Here is a 21,508-nt window from a genome sequence, read left to right on the forward strand (position 1 = left end):
CGTCGCCGCCTGCAAAAACTACCCGAGTACGGGGCGCCGGAGCGACCGCATTTTGCGGTGCCCCGGCGCCCCGGTCACACTCAGTCCCGCTCGGCGAGCGTCAGCTCGATCCCGCCGACCAGGTCGGCGCAGACGTTGTAGACGAACGCTCCCAGCGTGGCCAGCGCGGTGAACAGCACCACGTTGACCAGGCCGATCAGCGCCGAGCTGAGGATCACGCCCTTGGCGGTGATCTGGAACCCGCTGGTGCTCTGCCCACCGCCCGCGTTGACCAGGTCGCTGAGGCTGTCGTTGACGCTCTGGAACACACCCATCGCGTCCAGCGCCAGGTAGAGCACCGACGTGGCGACCACCACGACGATGAACAGCACCACCGAGACGGCGAACGCGAACTTCATCACGGACCAGGGGTCGATCCGCTTGAGGTTCAGCCGGGCCCGACGCGGACCGCGGGACGCCGCCGAACTGACCGAGGTACGCGCGGCGCGTACCGCCTCACCGACGCGAGCGGCACCGACGGCCGACGCGTTGCCGATCCCCGGCGGCAGGCCACCACCGCTCGCGGGGCGACCGCCAGCGGCCGTACGCCCCGAGTCCGGCTGGGTCATGCCCGGCGTGATCCGCGGCTGGGTGCCGGTGGCCCCGGTCGACGTCGCCTGACCGGGCCGCGTGTTGGTCGGCTGGGTGGTCGTCGGACGACCCGGGGTCGGTGCGGCCGCCGCAGGGGCCACCCCGGCGGACGTCGGTGCCTCGACAGGCGACGTCTCGGCCTTGGCGTCGCCCGATCCCCCGTCCTCGCCGGTCTGCTCCGGCGGAGGTGTCATGCCGGGAGCCCGGGTGAATTTCGGGGCAGGCGCGTCGGCGGGAACCGTGGCCCGGCCCACGGCCGCGCGGCCGGTCGCTGGTGTGCCGCCCTTGGCGGCCTCCTCGTCGACCGGGTTGGCCGAGGTCCCCGTGTTCCCCGACTTCGCCTGTGTCTCCGTCATTCAACTAGTCCTGTTCGTCAGGCTCGTCGGCATTGCGAGCAATCGCCACGATAGTCACGCCGTCCGGGAGGTCCATCAGCTTGACCCCCATTGTGTTCCGGTCACGCGTACGGCGTACAGGCTTCACCGGAGTCCGGATGACACCACCGTTGCTGGTGATCGCGAACAACTCGTCGTCTGGGTCGATCACCACGGCACCGACCAGACCACCGCGCCGTTCGGTGATCTTCGCAGTCAGCACGCCCTTACCTCCCCGGCCCTGCACCGGGTATTCCTCGATCGGGGTACGTTTCGCGTATCCCCCGTTCGTGGCCACCAGGACGTCCAAGCCGTCCCGAACGACCTCCATGGCGAGCAGGACGTCGTCGTCCGTGAAGCGCATGCCGATCACGCCCGAGGTGGCCCGGCCCATTGGCCGCAACGCCTCGTCGGAGGCGTTGAACCGGATCGCCTGCGCCTTCTTGGAGACCAGCAGCAGGTCGTTCTCCGGCGCCACCAGCGCAGCACCGACCAGCTCGTCCTCATCGCGCAGGTTGATCGCGATGATTCCGCCGGAACGGTTGGAGTCGAACTCCTCGAGCCGCGTCTTCTTCACCAGGCCGTTCTTCGTGGCCAGTACCAGATAGGGGGCTACCTGGTAGTTCGGGATTTCGATGATCTGCGCGATCTGCTCGTCGGGTAGGAAGGCGAGCAGATTGGCCACGTGTTGGCCCTTGGCTACCCTACTGGCCTCCGGCAACTCGTATGCCTTGGCCCGGTACACCCGGCCCTTGTTCGTGAAGAACAGGATCCAGTCGTGCGTGGAGCATACGAAGAAGTGGCTGACGATGTCGTCCTGCCGCAGCGTGGCGCCGCTGACGCCCTTGCCGCCGCGCCGCTGCGAGCGGTACAGATCGACCTTGGTCCGCTTGGCGTACCCCGTCCGGGTGATCGTGACGACCACGTCCTCCCGGGCGATGAGGTCCTCCATCGAGACCTCGCCGTCGAACGGGATGATCTGCGTACGCCGCTCGTCGCCCCATTTGGCGACGATCTCGCCCAGCTCCTCCGAGACGATCCGGCGCTGCCGCTCCGGCTTGGCCAGGATGTCCTTGAGGTCGGCGATCTCGATCTCGAGCTTGGTCAGGTCGTCGACGATCCGCTGCCGCTCCAGGGCAGCCAGGCGGCGCAGCTGCATGTCCAGGATCGCGGTCGCCTGGATCTCGTCGATCTCCAGCAGCCGGATCAGGCCCTGCCGGGCGTCGTCCACCGTCGGCGACCGCCGGATCAGCGCGATCACCTCGTCCAGGGCGTCCAGCGCCTTGGCCAGACCGCGCAGGATGTGCGCCCGCTCCTCGGCCTTGCGCAGCCGGAACGCCGTCCGCCGGCGGATCACGTCGATCTGGTGCTCGACGTAGTAGCGGATGAACTGGGCCAGGTTGAGCGTGCGCGGCACACCGTCGACGAGCGCCAGCATGTTGGCGCCGAAGGTCTCCTGGAGCTGGGTGTGCTTGTAGAGGTTGTTCAGCACCACCTTGGCGACCGCGTCGCGCTTGAGCACCAGCACGATCCGCATGCCGGTACGCCCGGAGGACTCGTCGCGGATGTCGGCGATGCCGGCGAGCTTGCCCTCCTTGATCAGCTCGGCGATCCGCTCGGCCAGGTTGTCCGGGTTGACCTGGTAGGGCAGCTCGCTGACGACCAGGCAGGGCCGGCCCCGCTTGTCCTCCTCGACCTCCACCACGGCGCGCATCCGGATCGAGCCACGACCCGTGCGGTACGCGTCCTGGATGGCGGTCGTGCCGACGATCAGGCCGTGGGTCGGGAAGTCCGGGCCCTTGACGATGCCGAGCAGGGCTTCGAGGGTGGTCTCCTCGTCCTCCTCGGGGTGCTCCAGGCACCACTGCACCGCCGCGCCGATCTCCCGCAGGTTGTGCGGGGGGATCTTGGTGGCCATGCCGACCGCGATGCCCTCGGAGCCGTTCACCAGGAGGTTGGGGATCCGCGACGGCAGGATCGTGGGCTCCTTGGCCCGGCCGTCGTAGTTGTCCTGCAGGTCGACGGTGTCCTCGTCGATGTCCCGCAGCATCTCCATGGCGAGGGGGTCGAGCTTGCACTCCGTGTATCGCATGGCGGCGGCCGGGTCGTTACCCGGCGAGCCGAAGTTGCCATTGCCGTCGACCAGCGGGTAGCGCAGCGACCAGGGCTGCGCCATCCGGACCAGCGCGTCGTAGATCGCCGAGTCGCCGTGCGGGTGGAACTGACCCATCACGTCGCCGACGACCCGGGAGCACTTCACGTAGCCGCGGTCCGGCCGGTAGCCGGAGTCGAACATGGCGTAGAGGATCTTGCGGTGGACCGGCTTGAGCCCGTCCCGGACGTCCGGCAGCGCGCGCCCGACGATCACGCTCATCGCGTAGTCGAGGTAGGAGCGCTGCATCTCCACCTCGAGCCCGACCGGCTCGATCCGGTCGTGCGCGACCACGGCGGCGAGTGCCTCGGCGGGAACCTCGGGCTCGTTCGGTGTGGACTCGGGGGAATCGGTCACTGTATACCCTTATCAGACTCAGAGTCGTTTTCGTGCTGTGGATAACGGCTGTGGATACCGACCAACCTGTGGATAACTCTGTGGACCGGCGGGCCGGCCGGGTGGTGCCCGACCGGCCCGCCGAGGCCCGTCAGATATCCAGGAACCGCACGTCCTTGGCGTTGCGCTGGATGAACGACCGGCGCGCTTCGACGTCCTCACCCATCAGGACGCTGAACAACTCGTCCGCGGTTGCGGCGTCGTCGAGCGTGACCTGACGCAGGGTACGCGTCGCCGGGTTCATCGTGGTTTCCCACAGCTCGGGATAGTTCATCTCGCCGAGGCCCTTGAAGCGCTGGATGTCGTCCGGCTTGGCGTTCGGCTTCTTCTGCTGGCGCAGCGCGATGAGCCCGTCCCGCTCGCGGTCGGAGTACGCGTACTGCGCGTCGTCGCCCCGCTTGTTCCACTTGATCTTGTAGAGCGGCGGGGCGGCCAGGTAGACGTGCCCCATCTCGACCAGCGGACGCATGAAGCGGAACAGCAGGGTGAGCAGCAGCGTCTGGATGTGCTGGCCGTCGACGTCCGCGTCGGCCATCAGCACCACCTTGTGGTAGCGCAGCTTCTCCATGTCGAAGTCGTCGTGGATGCCGGTGCCCAGCGCGGTGATCAGCGCCTGGACCTCGTTGTTCTTCAGAACCCGGTCGATCCGGGCCTTCTCCACGTTGAGGATCTTGCCCCGGATCGGCAGGATCGCCTGGGTCCGCGGGTCGCGGCCCTGCTTGGCCGAACCACCGGCCGAGTCGCCCTCGACGATGAAGACCTCGGACTCGCGCGGGTCGGTGGACTGGCAGTCGGCCAGCTTGCCCGGCATCGAGCCGGACTCCAGCAGCGACTTGCGCCGGGCCAGCTTGCGCGCCTGCTGCGCGGCGATCCGGGCACGGGCCGCCTGGGACGCCTTCGTAATGATCATCTTGGCTTCGGCCGGGTTGCGGTCGAACCAGTCGACGAGCCGGTCGTTGCAGACCCGCTGCACGAAGCTCTTCACCGGGGTGTTGCCCAGCTTGGTCTTGGTCTGGCCCTCGAACTGCGGGTTGGCCAGCTTGACCGAGATGATCGCCGCGAGCCCTTCCCGGATGTCCTCGCCGGAGAGCTTCTCGTCGCCCTTGAGCAGCTTCTTGTCGGTGCCGTACCGGTTGACCACGCTGGTCAGCGCGGACCGGAAGCCCTCCTCGTGGGTGCCGCCCTCGTGGGTGTTGATCGTGTTGGCGAAGGTGTAGACCGACTCGCCGTACGACTCGTTCCACTGCATGGCGATCTCGAGGGACATGCCCTCCTCTTCGGCCTCGAACTCGACCACTGTCTTGTGGATCGGGCTCTTCGAGGCGTTGAGGTGCCGGACGAAGTCCGCGATGCCGCCCTCGTAGTAGAAGGTGACCTCGCGCTGCCGGCCGTCCTCCTCGGCCACCCGCTCGTCGAGAAGGTGAATGCGCAGGGCGCGGTTGAGGAAGGCCATCTCCTGCAGGCGCCGGTAGATGGTCTGGAAGTCGAAGTCGACGGTCTCGAAGACGTCGGGGTCGGGCCAGAAGGAGACCGCCGAGCCGGTGCGATCGGTGGCCTCGCCCTTCTCCAGCGGGCTCGGCTTGGAGTTGGTGTAGTGCTGCCGCCACACGGAGCCGGACTTGTGGATCTCGACGAACATCTTGGTGGAGAGCGCATTCACCACCGAGACACCGACGCCGTGCAGACCGCCGGAGACCGCGTACGCCTTGCCGTCGAACTTGCCACCCGCGTGCAGGATGGTCAACGCGACCTCGACACCCGGCTTCTTGAGCTTCGGGTGGAGGTCGACGGGGAAGCCTCGGCCGTTGTCGGTGACCCGGACGCCGCCGTCGGCGAGCAGCACCACGTCGATGGTGTCGCAGTATCCGGCCAGCGCCTCGTCGACCGCGTTGTCGACGACCTCCCAGACGAGGTGGTGCAGACCGCGTTCGCCGGTGGACCCGATGTACATACCGGGCCGCTTGCGGACCGCCTCCAGCCCCTCGAGAACGGTGATCGACTCTGCGCCGTACTCCTGCTTGTCCTGCGCTGCCACCCTCGGCCACTTTCTCGCGTCGTCGGCGCCGGGAGGGCGCGTCGGGCGCGGGTTCGGCGGACAGGACGCGACGTCGGCGCGCGGACCGGCGCCGGAGACCTCCGGACAGCGGGTCGAACGCGCCGGTCGCCGCGGTTGCCCGCGGATCGCGATCGGCTCGACCCGGAGTGGAGAATGAACCTGGGCCACCGGCCCCGTCCCTCGCCCCGCACCGGGTCTTCGTCTCGCTGTCAATCCTACTGTGCGCGGAGGACAGAACCACCACTCGGCACCCTCAACGAGGCGGCTGAGATGTCCGTAGCCGGCAGAACCCCGTTACCCGCGACTCCCCCCACACGCCAGGCTCCGTTCGGACGCGCCGCCCCCGAACGGGTTGACCCGCGCTCGGGCGGGTCGGGGGTCGCGGCCCGATCGTCCGTGCCGTACGTTTGCGGCGCCCCGGAAGCGGCCTTGATCTTTACCGGCCGGAACCGGGACGATCGACCCGATCGACCCGACACGTGCTCATTAAGAGGTGACAGATGGGGCTGGACAACGTCGCGGTGCACTGGCCGCGGACCGGCCGCTTCTACGATCCGGTGGCGCCGGCCGAGTTCGTCGACTTCGGCGAGATCGTCGACCTGCCGCGGATCTCCGCGCCGACGGCGGCGCTGGCCGAGCTGATCGCGAAGACCGGCACCGTCCGGGCGACCGCGTACACCGAGCTGGTGGATCTCCTGCTCGGCCTCGAAGGTGTGTTGTACGCCACAGACGCCGCCGCCGAGGACGAGGATCCGGTGATCGACCCGGACGGCTGCGCCTGGATCGCCGGCGGCATCGAGCGGTTCGTGGCCGGCCACCGGGAGTACGGCGAGACGGTCACCTTCGACTCGGTGAGTACGGTCCTGCGGGCGCTGCTCGGCGACGGCCGGTTGGCCGAGCAGCAGCTGCGCTGGCTGGAGACCCGACTCGACGCGCTGCGCGACGAGCGCGGTGATCCGCCGCAGTGGAACTTCACCTGCGCGGAGCTGGGCGTGCTGGCGGCGTTCTACCGCCGCTGCGCCGAGCGCGGCTTCGCCGTCTACGCCGACGCCTGAGCGGCCGTCCCGCTCGGCGGGGCGGCCGGGTCGCCGGCGGGCCGGTTCGCCGCCGCGATCACCTGTGTGAGCACCGCGTGCAGATGCCGCAGGTCCTCGACGGGCAGCCCGAGGCGTTGCACGATCGCGGCCGGGATCCGTTCGGCCTGGGCGCGCAGCGCCGCGCCGCTGGCGGTGAGGGTGACGGCGAGGCTGCGCTCGTCGGCGGCGTCGCGCTCCCGGCGCAGGTAACCGGCTGCTTCGAGCCGCTTGAGCAGGGGTGACAGGGTGCCCGGGTCGAGCTGCAGCAGGCGGCTGAGGTCGCGGCCGGACAGCGGCGCGTGCTGCCACAGCGCCAGCATCACCAGGTACTGCGGGTGGGTCAGCCCCATCGGTTCCAGCAGCGGCCGGTAGACGGCCACCACGCTGCGTGCGGCGACCGACAGGGCGAAGCAGACCTGTTGTTCCAGCGCCAACGGGTCGACGCCCTCCGGCTGTCCGCTCATCGGTTGCTCGCTGACTGCATGCTGATTATTCTAGCGATCGTTGGTGTACCAATCATTGGTGTGGCAACTGACGGCGTGGAAGGACTGCGATGAGCGAGAACGGCGCGGCGAACAGGACCCCGGGCGAGGGTGGTCGCCTGATGCGGTGGACGTTCCGGAACCTCGCCGGCCCGGCCGACGGGGTCGCGGGCGCCGTGCAGGGTGGCTCGGCCGAGGCCCGCGAGGCGTGGAAACGCGACCTGGCCGAGCGCAAGCGCTACACCCAGGAGCAGCGCGAACGTAAGCGGGCGGCCCGCGAAGCCGACCGGCGGCGCTGAGCGGGCCGCTCAGCCGTACGTGTCGCGCGGCCCCCGACCGCGCACCCGGCGCGGCCCCTTCTGCCAGGACGGCGCGGCCGGGCCGTGGATGTGCAGCTTGCGCACCACGTTGTGACCGACCTCCTGGGCGATCTGCTTGAGCAGCGAGCCGGCGAGCAGCCGCAGCTGGGTCGCCCAGGCCGTCGAGCGCGCCTCCACTGTCAGTTCGCCGTTCTCCAGCTTGACCGGTCGGCTGTGCTGGGCAACCTCGGCACCGACCACCCGCTCCCAGGCACCGAACACGGTGGCCTCGGCCGCGGGCTGCTGCCAGCCGCGCGCCTTGACCAGCCGATTCAGCACCGCACCGAGGGGTTGCGGGTCGCGCGGGTCAGGGCCGGGGCCGGAGTAGCCACGCAGCCGCCGCCCCGAGCCGCCGGCACCGTCGGCGCCCGCGCCGCCGGGGGCACGCCGGGTGCGCGCCGCCGCCTGCCGGCGCGACAGCGCGGCGTCGAGCACCGCCCGGGCCAACTCCGGTCCCGTCGCACCGTCCGCCGGCCCGCCGCCGTCGACACCGGCCGCGCCGCTTCCGGCCGCGTCCGGGCCGCCGGCACCGCCTCCGGTCGCTCCCGACCTCGCGGTACGCGCGCTCGCGGCGTCACCGGCCGGCCGGCCGCTGCCGGTGCGGTTGGCGCCTGACCGCCTGGCGTCCGGTTCATCCGACACGGCGTACCGTCCCCTCGCCTACCTGATAGCGGGTGCCGCGCAGCGCGGCCGGCACGTCGTCGTCCACGGCGCAGGTGACCAGCAGCTGACTCGCCCCGCCGACCAGCTCCGCCAGCCGCTCCCGCCGCCCGCTGTCCAGCTCGGCGAAGACGTCATCGAGCACCAGGACCGGCTCGATACCGTCGGCGCGCAGCAGGTCGTACCCGGCCAGCCGCAGCGCGAGCGCGAAGGACCAGGACTCGCCGTGGCTGGCGTACCCCTTGGCGGGGAGCGGCCCGAGAGACAGGGCCAGCTCGTCGCGGTGCGGCCCGACGAGGGTGGTCCCCCGTTCGATCTCCGCGGTCCGTGAGGCGGCGAGCGCGGTGGTCAGCGCCTCGGCCAACGCGGCCCGGTCGGTGGTCGGCTCGGCCAGCTCGATCGACGGCCGGTAGGCGATACCTGCCGCGCCCCGCCCGGCGGCCACCGCGTCGTACGCCTTCGCGACGTGCGGGGTGAGCGCGGCGACCAGCTCCAGCCGCCCGGCGAGCAGCTCCGCGCCGTGCTGGGCCAGGTGGGTGTCCCAGACGGCGAGGGTGCCGAGGTCACCGCCCCGGGAGCCACCGGTCTTGCGGGCGAGGTACGCGGTGCGCAGCAGAGCGTTGCGCTGCTTGACGACCCGCTCGTAGTCGGCCCGTACGCCCGCGTAGCGGGGCTGCCGGTTGACCAGGAGGTCGTCCAGGTAGCGGCGGCGCTCGGCCGGGTCGCCACGGACCAGCTCCAGGTCCTCCGGCGCGAAGAGCACCAGCCGCAGGGCGCCGAGAACGTCCCGGGCCCGCCGAGCCGGGGAGCGACCCAGCCGCGCCCGGTTGGCCCGGCCCGGCACGATCTCCAGCTCGACGAGGAGTTCGCGACCGTCGTGGACCACCGCGCAGCGGATCACCGCCGAGGTGGCGCCCATCCGGACCAGCGGCGCGTCCGTGGCGACCCGGTGCGAATCCAGGGTCGCCACGTAGCCGAGCGCCTCGACGAGGTTGGTCTTGCCGACGCCGTTGGCGCCGATCAGGACGTTCGCCCCCGGCTGGAGGTCGACGGCGACCCGCTCGTACGAGCGGAAGTCGACCAGTTCCAGCCGGTGGACGTACACAGGGTGTGGATACCGCTCAGCGCTTGTGGACGGCGTGGCCACCGAACTGCTGGCGCAGCGCGGAGACGGCCTTCATGGCGGGCGAGTCGTCCTGCCGGGAGGCGAACCGGGCGAACAGGGCGGCGGTGATGACGTTCAGCGGGACGGCGAGCCGGACCGCCTCGTCGACGGTCCAGCGACCCTCGCCGGTGTCCTCCGTGTAGCCGCTCAGGTCGGCCAGCTCCGGATCCTCGTCGAGGGCCCGGTCCAGCAGGTCGAGCAGCCAGGAGCGGACCACGGTGCCCTCGCGCCAGGACTTGAACACGCCCGGGACGTTGGTCACCAACTCGGAGGCGTGCAACAGCTCGTAGCCCTCGGCGTAGGCGTGCATGAGGCCGTACTCGATGCCGTTGTGCACCATCTTCGAGTAGTGCCCGGCACCGACCGGGCCGGCGTGCACGAAACCGAACTCGCCCTCCGGCTTGAGCGCCTCGAAGATCGGCATGAGCCGGTCGACGTGCTCCTGCGCGCCGCCGACCATCAGCCCGTAGCCGTTCTGCCGGCCCCAGACGCCACCGGAGACGCCGACGTCCACGTAGCCGATGCCGCGCTCGTTCAACCGCTCGGCCCGGGGAGCGTCGTCGCTGAAGCGGGAGTTGCCGCCGTCGATGATGATGTCGCCGTCGCCGAGCACCCCGGCGAGTTCGTCGATCGTGGCGTCGGTGACGCCGGCGGGCACCATGACCCAGACCGCCCGCGGCGATTCCAGCTTCTGCGCCAGCTCGGCGAGGCTTGCCGCGTCGCTCAGCTGCGGGTTGTGATCGAATCCGACCACCTCGTGGCCGGCAGCCCGCAACCGCTCGCGCATGTTGCCGCCCATCCGGCCGAGTCCTACCAGGCCGAGCTGCATCTGTTCCTACCTCCGTGGATCTGGGTGTTGCTTGGCGCGATCAGCGAGACACGCGGATCGGCATGATGAGGTACCGATACCCCGGAATGGCCTCGCCATCCTCGCCGGCGGGTGAGATCACCGCGGGTTTGAAGGCGTCGACGAACGACAGCACGGCGGTCTGCGAACCCAGGTTCGCCAGGCCGTCGATGAGGTACTGCGGGTTGAAGCCGATGGTCAGCGCGTCACCGGTGAAGGTGGCCTCCATCGCCTCGCTCGCCCGCGCCTCCTCGGAGCCGCCAGCCTCGACCACCAGCCCGTCGGCGCTGAAGCTGAGCAGCACCGGAGTGGTGCGCTCGGCCACCAGGGCGACCCGCTTGACGACCTCGATCAGGGTGCTGACCGACACCCGGGCCTCGGCGTTGTGGGTGGCCGGGAAGAGCGAGCGCACCGGCGGGTAGTTCGCGCCGTCGAGCAGACGGCTGGTGGTGCGACGGGTGCCGCCGGCGAGGCCGACCATGCCCTCACCCGCCGCGCCCTGAGCGAGCGCGAGGGTGACCTCGCCACCCAGCGGGCCGAGCGCCTTGGCGGTGTCGTTCAGGGTGCGGGCCGGCACCAGGGCGTTGATGCTCACGTCGGGGTCGTCGGGCCGCCACTGGATCTCGCGCAGCGCCAGCCGGTACCTGTCGGTGGCGAGCATCGACAGCGTGCTGCCGGAGAGCTCGACGCGGACGCCGGTCATCATCGGCAGCGTCTCGTCCCGACCGGCGGCGATGGCCACCTGGGAGACCGCCGTGGCGAACGCCGCGGCGTCGACGGTGCCGGCGCTCTGCGGCATCTCGGGCAGGGCCGGGTAGTCCTCCACCGGCATGGTGGGCAGGGTGAACCGGGCGCTGCCGCAGACCAGCTCGAGGTGGGCGCCGACCGCGGCGATGTCGACCGGCTTGGCCGGCAGCGCCTTGGTGATCTCGGCGAGCAGGCGGCCGGAGACCAGCGCGGCGCCGTCGGCGTCACCCTGCACCTCGACGGTCACCTGGCTGGAGACCTCGTAGTCGAAACCGGAGACCCGCAGGTTGCCGTCGGTGACGCGGAGCATCACCCCGGCGAGCACCGGTACGGATGGCCGGTTCGGCAGGCTCTTCGCGGTCCACGCCACGGCCTCGGCGAGCGCGTCGCGCTCCACTCGGAACTTCATCAATGCCTCCGCGTCGACGTCAGCGACAACTCTCTCATGCCGACCGCTGCCTACCGTCCCGCCCGACCGTGCGGGTGTCCATCGCACCTTAGGGCGCGGGGACATCGGCTGTGCGCCCGACCCCGTGGATCGTGTCGATGCTGACCGGCCTGTCCGGCAGCGTTCGGCCCGATCCACAGAAAGCCCAACGGTGATGATTGGTTTTTGTTCTCTTAGAAGAGATAACCCATCGTCTTCATCGCACCTGTGCAAACTGTGGAGAACTCGGGTCTGCGCAGCTCAGACAGGTTATCCACCGGTGAGTTGGCTGTGGAGAACCGGGGGTACAACTGCCTCGTGTGTCCACAGCCCGGCGACGACGGCTGGTTGTCCACCGTTGTCCACCGGTTGTCCACCGGTAATCCACCGACTTTCTCCCCATGCCTGTGGACGACCGGGAAGATCACCATTGCTGTTGTCCCCAGAACCTTCAACAGCTCGTACACAGGTCGACGATCATCGGTGGACAACGACGTCGTTGTCCCCAGCCGTCCACAGCGTCGTACACAGGGTTTCTCCACAGCCTGTGGGTAACTGGCGGAGGACGGACCGTAGTTATCCACCGACGGTGGACAACGAGCTGTGGACAACGAGTGAGTATCCAGGTGGTCACGGCGTCGATCCTGTGGCCTGCACCATGTCGAGGGTCAAGCCGAAGCCGCCCCGGGAGGTCACCCGAGGCCCGCCGGAGACGAAAAAGAACGCCCGGCCGGAGATCCGGCCGGGCGTGTCCGCCGCGTCGTGCGGGCGTACCCCTCAGGTGTTCTGCTTGATCCGGTTGGTCAGCTCGGCGATCTGGTTGTAGAGCGAACGCCGCTCGGCCATCTGCTGGCGGATCTTGCGGTCCGCGTGCATGACTGTGGTGTGGTCCCGGCCGCCGAACGCCTGCCCGATCCGGGGCAACGACAACTCGGTCAGCTCCCGACACAGGTACATGGCCACCTGGCGAGCGTTCACCAGCACCCGGGAGCGGGACTGGCCACGCAGGTCCTCCAGGCTCACCCCGAAGTAGTCGGCAGTGGAGACCATGATCTGGTCCGCGGTGATCTCCGGGCCGGCGCCGTCCGGGATGAAGTCCCGCAGCACCTCCTCGGCCAGGGACAGCTCGACCGTCGACCGGGTCAGGCTGGCGAAGGCGGTCACCCGGATCAGCGCGCCCTCCAACTCCCGGATCGAGTTCGACACCCGCGAGGCGATGAACTCCAGCACGTCCGGCGGGGCGTACAGCCGCTCCTGCGCCGCCTTCTTCTGCAGGATCGCGATGCGCGTCTCCAGATCCGGTGGCTGGATGTCCGCGAGCAGGCCCCACTCGAAGCGGGTCCGCAGCCGGTCCTCCAGCGTCGCCAACTGCTTCGGCGACCGGTCCGAGGTGATGACGATCTGCTTGTTGGCGTTGTGCAGGGTGTTGAAGGTGTGGAAGAACTCCTCCTGCGTACGCTCGCGGTTCTCCAGGAACTGGATGTCGTCGATCAGCAGGATGTCGACGTCGCGGTAGCGCCGCTGGAACGCGCTGGTCTTGTCGTCCCGCAGCGAGTTGATGAAGTCGTTGGTGAATTCCTCGGTCGAGACGTACCGCACCGACCGGGCGTTGCCGAGCGTCGTGGCGTAGTGCCCGATCGCGTGCAGCAGGTGCGTCTTGCCCAACCCCGAGCTGCCGTAGATGAACAGCGGGTTGTACGCCTTCGCCGGCGACTCGGCCACCGCCACGCTCGCCGCGTGGGCGAACCGGTTGGACGAGCCGATGACGAACGTCTCGAACATGTACTTCGGGTTCAGCCGGTTGCCGCCGGTGTCGGCGCCGGGCAGGCGGCGGTCGTCGCGGCCGCCCGCGCGGTGTTCCATCCCACTGCGGCCCGGACCGCTGTCCGTCGCACCGTCACGGGGCAGCGAACGGATCACGTGCTGGTCCCGGGGGGACGCGGCGTCCTCGCGGTAGCGGGGCTCGTACGGCCGGGTGTCCGGGCCGGGCGGGTCGAGGCGGGCGGCCTGCTCGTCGTACCCACGCCGCTCGGGTGCCGGTCGGGGCGACCGCATCGGCTCGACGAAGGCCGCGCTGAAGAGGGCCTCCTGCCCGTCCCGACTGGCGGGGATCAGGCCGGACCGGTGCCCGTCGACGGCCGGAGCGGGAGGCGGGCCCGCCGGCTGCGGCGGTACGGCGGTCGCCGGCGGGCGCTGCTGCTCACCGATGGCGTCGTCGGCGGCGGGCCGTCCGCTGTACTCGTCGGCTGCGGGCCGTCCGGTGTACTCGTCGCCGAGCGGGGCGGACGGCGGGTCCTCGACGTCGAGCAGACCCGGCTCGGGAGTGCTGCGGTAGACGGTGCCGGCCGGGCGTCCGGTGGCGTCCTCGGCCACCCGCACCGTCACGGCCACCTGGATCGGCCGGCCGAGCCGGCGGGTCAGCGCCTCGGTGATCGCCGGGCGGAGCCGCGACTCGATCACGTCCCGGGTGAACGCGTCCGGTACGGAGAGCAGCGCGGTGTCCTCGACGATCGCCCGGAGCCGGGTCAGCCGGAGGTAGGCGCGCTGCTGGGCGGAGATGATCTCGTCGGCGAGCTCGTCGGTCGCCGCCAACCACACCGCGGCAAGGTCGGTCGTACCGGCCACCGTCGTGCCACCCCCTCGCCTCTGCTCCCGGCCGCCGCTGTCTGCCAGCCGGCCGTCCCGGGCCCGCCGCGTGCGCGGGTGGAACAACACCCACCCGGACAGCTGACCAGCGGTCGTCCACAGGTTATCCACAGCCTGTGTACCGACCGATTGTGGTCGCCCGCCGGGCGCGGGTGGGACCTGCCCCCTGCCTGGACGTGCGCTGAAGCGGGTTCACCGTGCCGAACGATTCACCAGCGTGTCCGGTCTTGCCTGCGCGCGACGACCGGAGCTTCCGACGCTCACCGCAATCGGGCACGGTAACAGCGTTGTCCCTGCCCCATCAACCGGCGACGCGGCAGCGGCCTTGTCGGCATCAGCGAAAAGCGCCCCTTCGGTCCCGGGCGCGTCCCGATGTCCCCCGCTGTGGGTGTTTGACGGTCATTGCACCCCTGCGTAGGCTGGAGCGGCTGCTCTCTCGTCCTCTGCTAGGGTGATGGGTGCTTGCTGTCCGCGGTCGCATCCCCGCACCTCCGAGGTTCGGCTCCGCAGGGCAGCACCGATCGGTGGCCACCGTCGAGGTGGCCTGGACCACCCCACGACCCCGGCGATCCCGTCGCGCGGGGCGCGTACGAAAACGGAGAGCCTGACGTGAGCAAGCGCACCTACCAGCCGAACAACCGCCGGCGCGCGAAGACCCACGGCTTCCGGCTGCGCATGCGCACCCGTGCCGGCCGTGCCATCCTCTCGAGCCGCCGCGCCAAGGGTCGCACCACCCTGTCGGCCTGAGCCGACCGGGCTGGTCCGGGGGACGTGGGCAGTCGTGCTGGCCGCCGCACAGCGACTGCGGCGTAGCACTGACTTCGCCGCAGCGGTTCGCGGTGGCCGACGCGTCGGCCGAGGCGCGATCGTGGTCCACCTGACCATGCCGTCGACCACCGGGACCAGCACAACGACCTCGCCGGAGCCGGCGCGGGACACCGTTGCGGAGCAGCCCTCCGCGCCGGCCCGCGCCGGCTTCGTCGTGTCCAAGGCCGTCGGCAACGCGGTGGTCCGTAACAAGGTCCGGCGTCGACTGCGGGCGTTGGTCCGGGAGCGGCTCGGCGCGCTGCCCGCCGGCAGCACCCTTGTCGTCCGGGCGCTTCCCGCCGCGGCTGACGCCTCGTACCCCCGGCTCGCCACGGACCTGGACTCCGCCATCGCGGTCGCCCGGACGCCCCGGGAGAGGCGGTCCCGGTGAGCACCGACCCGACCGCCACGCGCCCGACGTCAACCGGTGCCAGGGTGCTGATCGCGCCCATCATCGCGTACCGTCGGTGGATAAGTCCGGCACTGCCGGCCCGCTGTCGGTTCTACCCGTCGTGCAGTGCGTACGCCCAGGAGGCGGTGGCCCGGCACGGCGCGCTCCGGGGAGCCGCGCTGGCGGTCCGGCGGCTGTTGCGCTGCCACCCCTTCCACCCTGGTGGACATGACCCGGTGCCGGAGCCGGGCGGTCGCCGCCGTGCCGATGTGACTGGAGCACCGAATTGAGTCTCGACTGGATCTACTACGCGATTTCGTGGATCCTGCTGACCTGGCACTCCGCCTGGGACGCCATCGGGGTGCCCGTCGACGCGGTGATCGGCACCAACTTCGCCTGGATCCTGGCCATCGTCTTCCTGGTGGTCTCCGTCCGGGTGATCCTGTTCCCGGTCTTCGTCAAGCAGATCAAGTCCCAGCGGGCGATGCAGGCGCTGCAGCCCAAGGTCAAGGAGCTGCAGGAGAAGCACAAGGGTGACCGGGAGACGCTCCAGAAAGAGATGATGGAGCTGTACCGGAAGGAAAAGGCCAACCCGCTCATGGGCTGCCTTCCGATGTTCCTCCAGATCCCCGTCTTCCTCGGCCTCTTCCACGTGCTGCGCCGCCTCGACCCGGCCAAGCAGAGCAAGACGCTCTACGGCTGGACTGTCGACCAGTTCGACAGCGCGTCGAACGCCAAGCTCTTCACCGCCCCGATCGCCGGCAAGTTCGGCTCCAGCGCCGACGAGCTGGCTCGTCTCGGCGCCAACGGCACCACGGTCAAGATCATCGCCGGTGTCCTGGTCCTGGTCATGATCGCCACCACCTACCTGACCAGCCGCCAGATGATCCTCAAGACCGGTTGGGCCGAGGACCCGCAGCAGCGGATGATCCAGCGACTGATGCTCTACGGCATCCCCGCGTCGCTGTTGATCTCCGGCTCGATCTTCCCGATCGGCGTCATCATCTACTGGGTCACGAACAACCTCTTCACGCTCGGTCAGCAGCAGTGGGTGCTGCGGAAGTTCCCGCCGCCGGTGACCGCCAAGAAGGCAGCCGCTCCCGCCGCCACTCGCGGGCCGGTGCAGCCCGCCAAGTCGGGCGGCCTGTTCGGTCGCGGCAAGGCCGCCCCGGTGGCCCCGGTCAAGGCGACCGCCCCGAAGGTGGCGGGCCCGAAGCCGGGCGCCAAGCCGGCCAACCCGAAGAAGAGCCGCCCGGCCAAGCGGCAGGGCTGACCCCCGTAGGGCCGCCGTCGGGCAACCGACGGCGGCCCGACCCCGCACCGCGCAGCCGCCGTACGGCCGGCGCCGGGCGGAACCGACCGCGCAGGCCGCGGTCACGGGCGACACTGCCCGTACAGACGTGCCCGTGGGCACCGGCGACCTCCCGCCGGCCCCGGGAAACCAGCGGACCCGACGGTCCGGCCGAGCGAGTACGGAGATGAGACCGTGACCGAGACCAGCATCCCCCGCGCCGAGCAGTCCCTGGACGAGGAGGAGACCGCGACGCTCGCGGTGGACGGCGACGACACCGAGGCCGACGAGGTCGACGGCGACGAGACCGAGGCCACCGCCGGTGGCCGTGAGAAGAAGTCCGTGGGCGAGTCCGACCTGTTCCGGCAGAGCGAGATCGCGGCCGACTACGTCGAAGGGCTGCTCGACATCCTCGACTACGACGGCGACATCGATGAGCTGGTCGCTGGCGGCCGTCCGGTGGTCGAGGTCGTCGGTGCCCGACTGCAGAACCTGGTCGGCCAGCGCGGCGCCACCCTGGAGGCGCTCCAGGAGCTGACCCGGCTCGCCATCTTCCGGCAGACCGGTACGCCGAGCCGCCTGCTGCTCGACGTCGGCGGCTACCGGGCGAACCGCCGTAAGGAACTCGCCGCCGTCGCCAAGAACGCCGTCGAGAAGGTCAAGGAGTACGGCGAGCCGGTGCGCCTGGAGGCGATGTCCGCGTTCGAGCGCAAGTGCGTCCACGACGTCGTCAACGCCATGGCCGGCGTGGAGAGCGAGTCGGAGGGCGTCGAGCCCAACCGTCGCATCGTCGTACGGCCGGCGGACTGACTCCGTTGACCCACGACGACACCACGGCTGACACCGTGACCGGCCCGGGCGGCACGCCGTCCGGGCCGTCCGCTGTCCGGCGTGCCGCCCCCGGCACCGACACCGACCCGACGGGCTACGACCCGTCCTCAGCTGTCCCCGTTGACGGTCCGCCACCGGCGGCTGCCTCGACCGAGGGCACACCGTCGCCGTCGGACGTCGCGCTGCCGCCCGAGCTGGCACCTGCCGCACTGACTCTCTTCGGTGACCGGCTCGACCTGGCCGCCGCGTACGCCGAAATCCTGGCCACCGACGGCGTGGTCCGCGGTCTGATCGGCCCGCGCGAGGCGCCCCGGATCTGGGACCGTCATCTTCTCAACTGCGCCGCGGTGGTCGAGCGCATTCCGACCGGAGCGAGCGTGCTCGACGTGGGCTCCGGCGCCGGTCTGCCCGGTCTGGTGCTGGCCATCGCACGCCCCGACCTGACGGTCACTCTGATCGAGCCGCTGGCTCGGCGGACGTCGTTCCTGATCGAGGTCGTCGAACGGCTCGGCCTGACCCGGTCGGTACGGGTGTTTCGTGGCCGGGCCGACGAAGCCGCCAGCGGATCGAGTGGCCGGGAGCCGATCAGCGGCGACGTGGTGACGGCCCGCGCGGTCGCACCGCTGGACCGGCTGGCGACCTGGTGCCTCCCGCTCGCCGTGCGCGGCGGGCGGCTGCTGGCACTCAAGGGATCGTCCGCCGCCGCCGAGGTCGAGGAGCACGCCGACGTCGTGGCGCGGCTCGGTGGCGGGGAAGCCGCCGTACACCTCTGTGGGGTCGGCGTGATCGACCCGCCCACGACCGTGGTGGAGATCGTCCGCGAGCGGATGGTCGGTCCGGCCCGCCCGGCCGCCAGCAAGCGCTCCCGGGGCGGGCGAGCCCGACGCCGCTGACCATCGCGCCATCGGGCGTCCGGTCGGAGGGTTGCCTCGTTGTACCGGTACGGATGGACGAGGGAATGAGAACCCGACGTGGACCGGCCACGCCCGTCCGCCGTAGGCTGACCGCGCGTCGATAATGTGGAGCGGCCGACGGACGTCGCGGACTCCGACCGCTCCCGAGGGGCCGTACGCTCCGGGGTGCGAGCGCGGGTGTGGCCAAGTTGACCGGGGCGCGGACCGACCATCCGAAGCGGGCAGGGATGACAGGTGCATGACGACGGCAGGTACGACGATCCACGCGTGACCGGGTCAACCAGCGACCCTGTTTCACGTGAAACCGACTACCCCAGCTGGTCGCCCGGTGCCACCGGGGCGTCCACCCCTCCGGCGGACAGCGATCCGCTGGCATCGCGGGACGACCCGGCGGTTCATCCCGCCGGGCTGGAGACTCCCGAGCCGACGGCTGGTCGTCGAGCATCGGACGGACCCAGCCGACCGGTCAACGCGGCCGAGGTGCGACAGCCGCTCGGCCGGCGGAACACGGCTGCGGCGGTTCGCTTCGAGCCGGCGGTGCCGCACCAGCCGACCGCCGCGGCGGCACGCGATGCGGCACCGGTGGTCCCGGACGTACCGGTCGCGTCGACCGAGTCGCTGGCCGCGGTAGCGGCCGACCCCACGTACGTTTCACGTGAAACCCCGACGCGCGAAGAGGATGACCCACCGTTGGCTATGGAGGCGATGCGCGCCGTGCAGATCCTGAATCCCAGTGGCGAGGTGACCATGCCTCGACCGGACCGGACCCGGGTCATGTGCGTCGCCAACCAGAAGGGCGGCGTGGGTAAGACCACGACCACTGTCAACCTCGCGGTGGCGCTCGCCCTGCACGGCAACCGGGTGCTCGTGGTCGACCTCGATCCGCAGGGCAACGCCTCGACGGGCCTCAACGTGCCGCACCACACCGGCATCCCCGACGTGTACGACTGTCTGATCAACAGCGTGCCACTCTCCGAGGTGGCGCAGGCGGTCGAGGGCATCCCCAACCTGTGGTGCGTACCGGCCACGATCGACCTCGCCGGCGCGGAGATCGAGCTGGTGTCGGTGGTGGCGCGGGAGTCGCGCCTCGACCGCGCGATCGCCGCCTACCCGGGCCAGTTCGACTACGTCTTCATCGACTGCCCGCCGTCGCTCGGCCTGCTCACGGTCAACGCCCTGGTCGCCGCGCAGGAGGTGCTGATCCCGATCCAGTGCGAGTACTACGCCCTGGAAGGGCTCAACCAGCTGATCAACAACATCAACCTGGTGCGGCAACACCTCAACCCGAAGCTCGACGTGTCCACCATCCTGCTGACCATGTACGACAGGCGTACCCGCCTCGCGGACGCGGTCGAGCAGGACGTCCGGAACCACTTCGGCGACAAGGTCCTCCAAGCGGTCATCCCCCGCAACGTGCGGGTCTCCGAGGCACCCAGCTACGGCCAGTCGGTGATGACCTACGATCCCGGTTCGCGGGGCGCCACGAGCTACTTCGAGGCTGCCCAGGAGATCGCCGAGCGGGGCGTCAAGGAGCCGGTGGGCCGGAATGCGTAGTGGGGACAAGTCGCTGGGAGGCGTGGCATGAAGAACCGTCCTCGGGGTGGTCTGGGACGGGGCCTGGGGGCGCTCATCCCGACCGGGCCGGTGCCGGGTGCCGCCGGCACTGTGACGGCCGAACCGGAGAACGGGCACGTTGACGTCGACGTCGACGACGGGGCGACAGTTGGGTCCCAGTCGGCGGCTTCCGTCGTGCCGGCCGTCCAGCAGCCCGAGTCCACGCTCAGTCCCGTTCCGGGTGCCCGGTTCGCGGAGATCCCGGTCGACGCGATCGTGCCGAACCCGAAGCAGCCCCGCCAGGTCTTCGACGAGGAGGCGCTGGAGGAACTGAAGACCTCGATCCAGGAGGTCGGCTTCCTCCAGCCGATCGTCGTGCGCCAGCTCGACGACGAGAAGTACGAGTTGGTGATGGGTGAGCGCCGTTGGCGGGCCGCCCAGGCGGTGGGCCGGGAGAACATTCCGGCGATCGTCCGGGACACCCGTGACGACGCGATGCTCCGCGACGCGCTGCTGGAGAACATCCATCGGGCCAACCTGAACCCGTTGGAAGAGGCCGCCGCGTACCAGCAGCTGCTGGAGGAGTTCGGTGCCACCCACGAGGAGTTGGCCCGCCGGATCGGCCGCAGCCGGCCGCAGATCTCCAACACCATCCGGCTCCTGAACCTGCCGGCCCAGGTGCAGCGTCGGGTTGCCGCGGGCATCCTGTCCGCCGGTCACGCCCGCGCGCTGTTGAGCCTCGACGACTCGGAGGCCCAGGAGCAGTTGGCGTTGCGGATCGTGGCCGAAGGGCTGTCCGTACGGGCGACCGAGGAGATCGTGGCCCTCACCCTGAACGACGGCCCCGCGAAGGGCCAAGCTGCCAAGCGGCGTCCGAAGCCGCACGCGCCCGCGCTGTCGGATCTCGCCGATCGGCTGTCGGACCGCTTCGACACCCGGGTGAAGGTGGACATCGGCCGGAGCAAGGGCAAGATCACGATCGAGTTCGCCACGGTGGACGACCTGGAGCGGATCGTCGGCATCATCGGCGTTCCGCAGGAGGAGGAGACGGAGGACTGAGCCTCCCGTCTCCACCCACGGCCGCGCTTCCCCTCGGGGTGCGCGGCCGTTCCGCATCCGTCCTCGTTTCACGTGAAACGGCATCGCTCATCCAGCGGCCAGGAACCGCTCCTCTCGACTGGCCGGGCCCACCCGGCTTCGGCGTTCGGCTGGGACGCCGGCGCCGTGCCGGGCGGCGGGGCACGAACGGTGCCGTCTCGGTGCGGCTGATGAGGGGTTCGGTAGGCCGGGATGGCCGATGTCGTCGGCGGCGCGATGCTCCAGACCGAGGCCGGGACGGTCGGCACGTCGGCGGGGCAGTGCCCAGACCTGGCCGGCATGGCGAACACCACAGCGCGGGCCCCTGGGCTTCGGCCGGGATGGCGGACACCCGGCGCGGCGCCCCTGGGCTTGGGCCGGGAGGCTGGGCACCTTGGCGGCGCGGTGTCCAGCGCAAGACCGGGATGGCCGGCACCTGGCGATACCGGTGCCCACAACTGCTTCGTGATGGTGAGGTCTCGGCGGCGCGGTATCCGGACCAGCGGCCGGGAAGGTAGGTCCTCGGTGAGGCTCTGGACCTGTTGGAGCGCATCGGGGAGCAGACGACGCTTGGCCGGCGCGGTTTGCCGAGAGGCTCAGGCGATCTTCGCGGCGTGACAGCGTGG

At 70.4% G+C, this 21,508-nt stretch carries 19 protein-coding genes; 10 read left to right on the forward strand and 9 right to left on the reverse strand.

Annotated elements, in window-relative coordinates; translation table 11 throughout:
- Positions 1–80: 80 nt before the first annotated feature.
- The 3 genes from AB0B97_RS08360 to gyrB form a co-directional block, all read right to left on the reverse strand.
- Positions 81–986 carry a DUF3566 domain-containing protein gene (locus AB0B97_RS08360; RefSeq protein WP_234584452.1) on the reverse strand — a complete coding sequence of 302 codons (906 nt, stop codon included), beginning with the start codon at positions 984–986 and terminating at the stop codon, positions 81–83.
- Between the two features lie 4 nt (positions 987–990).
- Positions 991–3,513, reverse strand: coding sequence for a DNA gyrase subunit A (gene gyrA, locus AB0B97_RS08365; protein WP_234584451.1), 2,523 nt, complete (start codon positions 3,511–3,513; stop codon positions 991–993).
- Between the two features lie 130 nt (positions 3,514–3,643).
- Positions 3,644–5,587: a DNA topoisomerase (ATP-hydrolyzing) subunit B gene (gene gyrB, locus AB0B97_RS08370; protein WP_234584450.1), complete on the reverse strand. Its 1,944-nt coding sequence runs from the start codon at positions 5,585–5,587 to the stop codon at positions 3,644–3,646.
- Positions 5,588–6,108: 521 nt separating this feature from the next.
- On the opposite strand from gyrB, the gene AB0B97_RS08375 reads away from it, so the two are divergent.
- Entirely contained in the window at positions 6,109–6,663 is a 555-nt protein-coding gene (locus AB0B97_RS08375) for a hypothetical protein (protein ID WP_234584449.1), read from the forward strand.
- On the opposite strand, the gene AB0B97_RS08380 is transcribed toward AB0B97_RS08375, so the two are convergent.
- On the reverse strand, positions 6,648–7,148 hold the full coding sequence (locus AB0B97_RS08380; RefSeq protein WP_357491701.1) for a MarR family transcriptional regulator: 501 nt from the start codon (positions 7,146–7,148) through the stop codon (positions 6,648–6,650). The genes AB0B97_RS08375 and AB0B97_RS08380 overlap by 16 nt on opposite strands.
- 89 nt (positions 7,149–7,237) lie before the next feature.
- Between AB0B97_RS08380 and AB0B97_RS08385 the strand changes: the two genes are divergently transcribed.
- Positions 7,238–7,465: a hypothetical protein gene (locus tag AB0B97_RS08385; protein ID WP_234584447.1), complete on the forward strand. Its 228-nt coding sequence runs from the start codon at positions 7,238–7,240 to the stop codon at positions 7,463–7,465.
- A 9-nt stretch (positions 7,466–7,474) separates the two neighbouring features.
- Here the strand turns inward: AB0B97_RS08385 and AB0B97_RS08390 are convergent, their stop codons facing one another.
- The 5 genes from AB0B97_RS08390 to dnaA form a co-directional block, all read right to left on the reverse strand.
- A complete protein-coding gene (locus AB0B97_RS08390) occupies positions 7,475–8,167 on the reverse strand; it encodes a DciA family protein (RefSeq protein WP_357491703.1) in 693 nt (230 codons plus the stop codon).
- Positions 8,157–9,290: a DNA replication/repair protein RecF gene (recF, locus tag AB0B97_RS08395; protein ID WP_357491705.1), complete on the reverse strand. Its 1,134-nt coding sequence runs from the start codon at positions 9,288–9,290 to the stop codon at positions 8,157–8,159. Before recF ends, AB0B97_RS08390 begins: the two co-directional genes overlap by 11 nt.
- A gap of 16 nt (positions 9,291–9,306) precedes the next feature.
- Positions 9,307–10,179 (reverse strand): phosphogluconate dehydrogenase (NAD(+)-dependent, decarboxylating), encoded by an 873-nt coding sequence (gene gnd, locus AB0B97_RS08400; protein WP_357491707.1) that lies wholly within the window; start codon positions 10,177–10,179, stop codon positions 9,307–9,309.
- A gap of 40 nt (positions 10,180–10,219) precedes the next feature.
- Positions 10,220–11,353, reverse strand: coding sequence for a DNA polymerase III subunit beta (gene dnaN / locus AB0B97_RS08405; protein ID WP_234588696.1), 1,134 nt, complete (start codon positions 11,351–11,353; stop codon positions 10,220–10,222).
- A 795-nt stretch (positions 11,354–12,148) separates the two neighbouring features.
- Complete coding sequence (dnaA, locus tag AB0B97_RS08410; RefSeq protein ID WP_357491709.1) at positions 12,149–13,996, reverse strand: chromosomal replication initiator protein DnaA; 1,848 nt, start codon at positions 13,994–13,996, stop codon at positions 12,149–12,151.
- Positions 13,997–14,626: 630 nt separating this feature from the next.
- Here dnaA and rpmH point away from each other — a divergent pair.
- From rpmH to AB0B97_RS08450, 8 genes are all read left to right on the forward strand, one after another.
- Positions 14,627–14,764 carry a 50S ribosomal protein L34 gene (rpmH, locus tag AB0B97_RS08415; protein WP_007453904.1) on the forward strand — a complete coding sequence of 46 codons (138 nt, stop codon included), beginning with the start codon at positions 14,627–14,629 and terminating at the stop codon, positions 14,762–14,764.
- A 34-nt stretch (positions 14,765–14,798) separates the two neighbouring features.
- Positions 14,799–15,215 (forward strand): ribonuclease P protein component, encoded by a 417-nt coding sequence (gene rnpA / locus AB0B97_RS08420; protein WP_357491711.1) that lies wholly within the window; start codon positions 14,799–14,801, stop codon positions 15,213–15,215.
- Positions 15,212–15,505 (forward strand): membrane protein insertion efficiency factor YidD, encoded by a 294-nt coding sequence (yidD, locus tag AB0B97_RS08425; protein ID WP_007453899.1) that lies wholly within the window; start codon positions 15,212–15,214, stop codon positions 15,503–15,505. The genes rnpA and yidD overlap by 4 nt, the downstream gene beginning before the upstream one ends.
- Positions 15,502–16,488, forward strand: a complete 987-nt coding sequence (gene yidC, locus AB0B97_RS08430; RefSeq protein WP_357491713.1) for a membrane protein insertase YidC — start codon at positions 15,502–15,504, stop codon at positions 16,486–16,488. The genes yidD and yidC overlap by 4 nt, the downstream gene beginning before the upstream one ends.
- Positions 16,489–16,701: 213 nt before the next feature.
- On the forward strand, positions 16,702–17,316 hold the full coding sequence (locus tag AB0B97_RS08435; protein ID WP_357491715.1) for a R3H domain-containing nucleic acid-binding protein: 615 nt from the start codon (positions 16,702–16,704) through the stop codon (positions 17,314–17,316).
- 203 nt (positions 17,317–17,519) lie between these two features.
- Entirely contained in the window at positions 17,520–18,230 is a 711-nt protein-coding gene (rsmG, locus tag AB0B97_RS08440; protein WP_357492089.1) for a 16S rRNA (guanine(527)-N(7))-methyltransferase RsmG, read from the forward strand.
- A 255-nt stretch (positions 18,231–18,485) separates the two neighbouring features.
- Complete coding sequence (locus tag AB0B97_RS08445) at positions 18,486–19,805, forward strand: AAA family ATPase (protein ID WP_357491717.1); 1,320 nt, start codon at positions 18,486–18,488, stop codon at positions 19,803–19,805.
- A gap of 27 nt (positions 19,806–19,832) precedes the next feature.
- The gene (locus AB0B97_RS08450; RefSeq protein ID WP_357491719.1) at positions 19,833–20,864 is read left to right on the forward strand and encodes a ParB/RepB/Spo0J family partition protein; all 1,032 of its coding nucleotides are present in this window, start codon (positions 19,833–19,835) and stop codon (positions 20,862–20,864) included.
- Positions 20,865–21,508: the final 644 nt, after the last annotated feature.

Origin of the sequence: Micromonospora sp. NPDC049004 (genome assembly GCF_040649315.1) — a bacterium.
In the GTDB taxonomy this organism is placed as follows: Bacteria; Actinomycetota; Actinomycetes; order Mycobacteriales; family Micromonosporaceae; genus Micromonospora.

Bases quoted from the DNA above. Each gene is read 5' to 3' on its own strand.
- gnd (WP_357491707.1), bottom strand. From the start codon at position 10,179: ATGCAGCTCGGCCTGGTAGGACTCGGCCGGATGGGCGGCAACATGCGC.
- AB0B97_RS08385 (WP_234584447.1), top strand. From the start codon at position 7,238: ATGAGCGAGAACGGCGCGGCGAACAGGACCCCGGGCGAGGGTGGTCGC.
- AB0B97_RS08375 (WP_234584449.1), top strand. From the start codon at position 6,109: ATGGGGCTGGACAACGTCGCGGTGCACTGGCCGCGGACCGGCCGCTTC.
- AB0B97_RS08450 (WP_357491719.1), top strand. From the start codon at position 19,833: ATGAAGAACCGTCCTCGGGGTGGTCTGGGACGGGGCCTGGGGGCGCTC.
- AB0B97_RS08360 (WP_234584452.1), bottom strand. From the start codon at position 986: ATGACGGAGACACAGGCGAAGTCGGGGAACACGGGGACCTCGGCCAAC.
- AB0B97_RS08380 (WP_357491701.1), bottom strand. From the start codon at position 7,148: ATGAGCGGACAGCCGGAGGGCGTCGACCCGTTGGCGCTGGAACAACAG.
- dnaN (WP_234588696.1), bottom strand. From the start codon at position 11,353: ATGAAGTTCCGAGTGGAGCGCGACGCGCTCGCCGAGGCCGTGGCGTGG.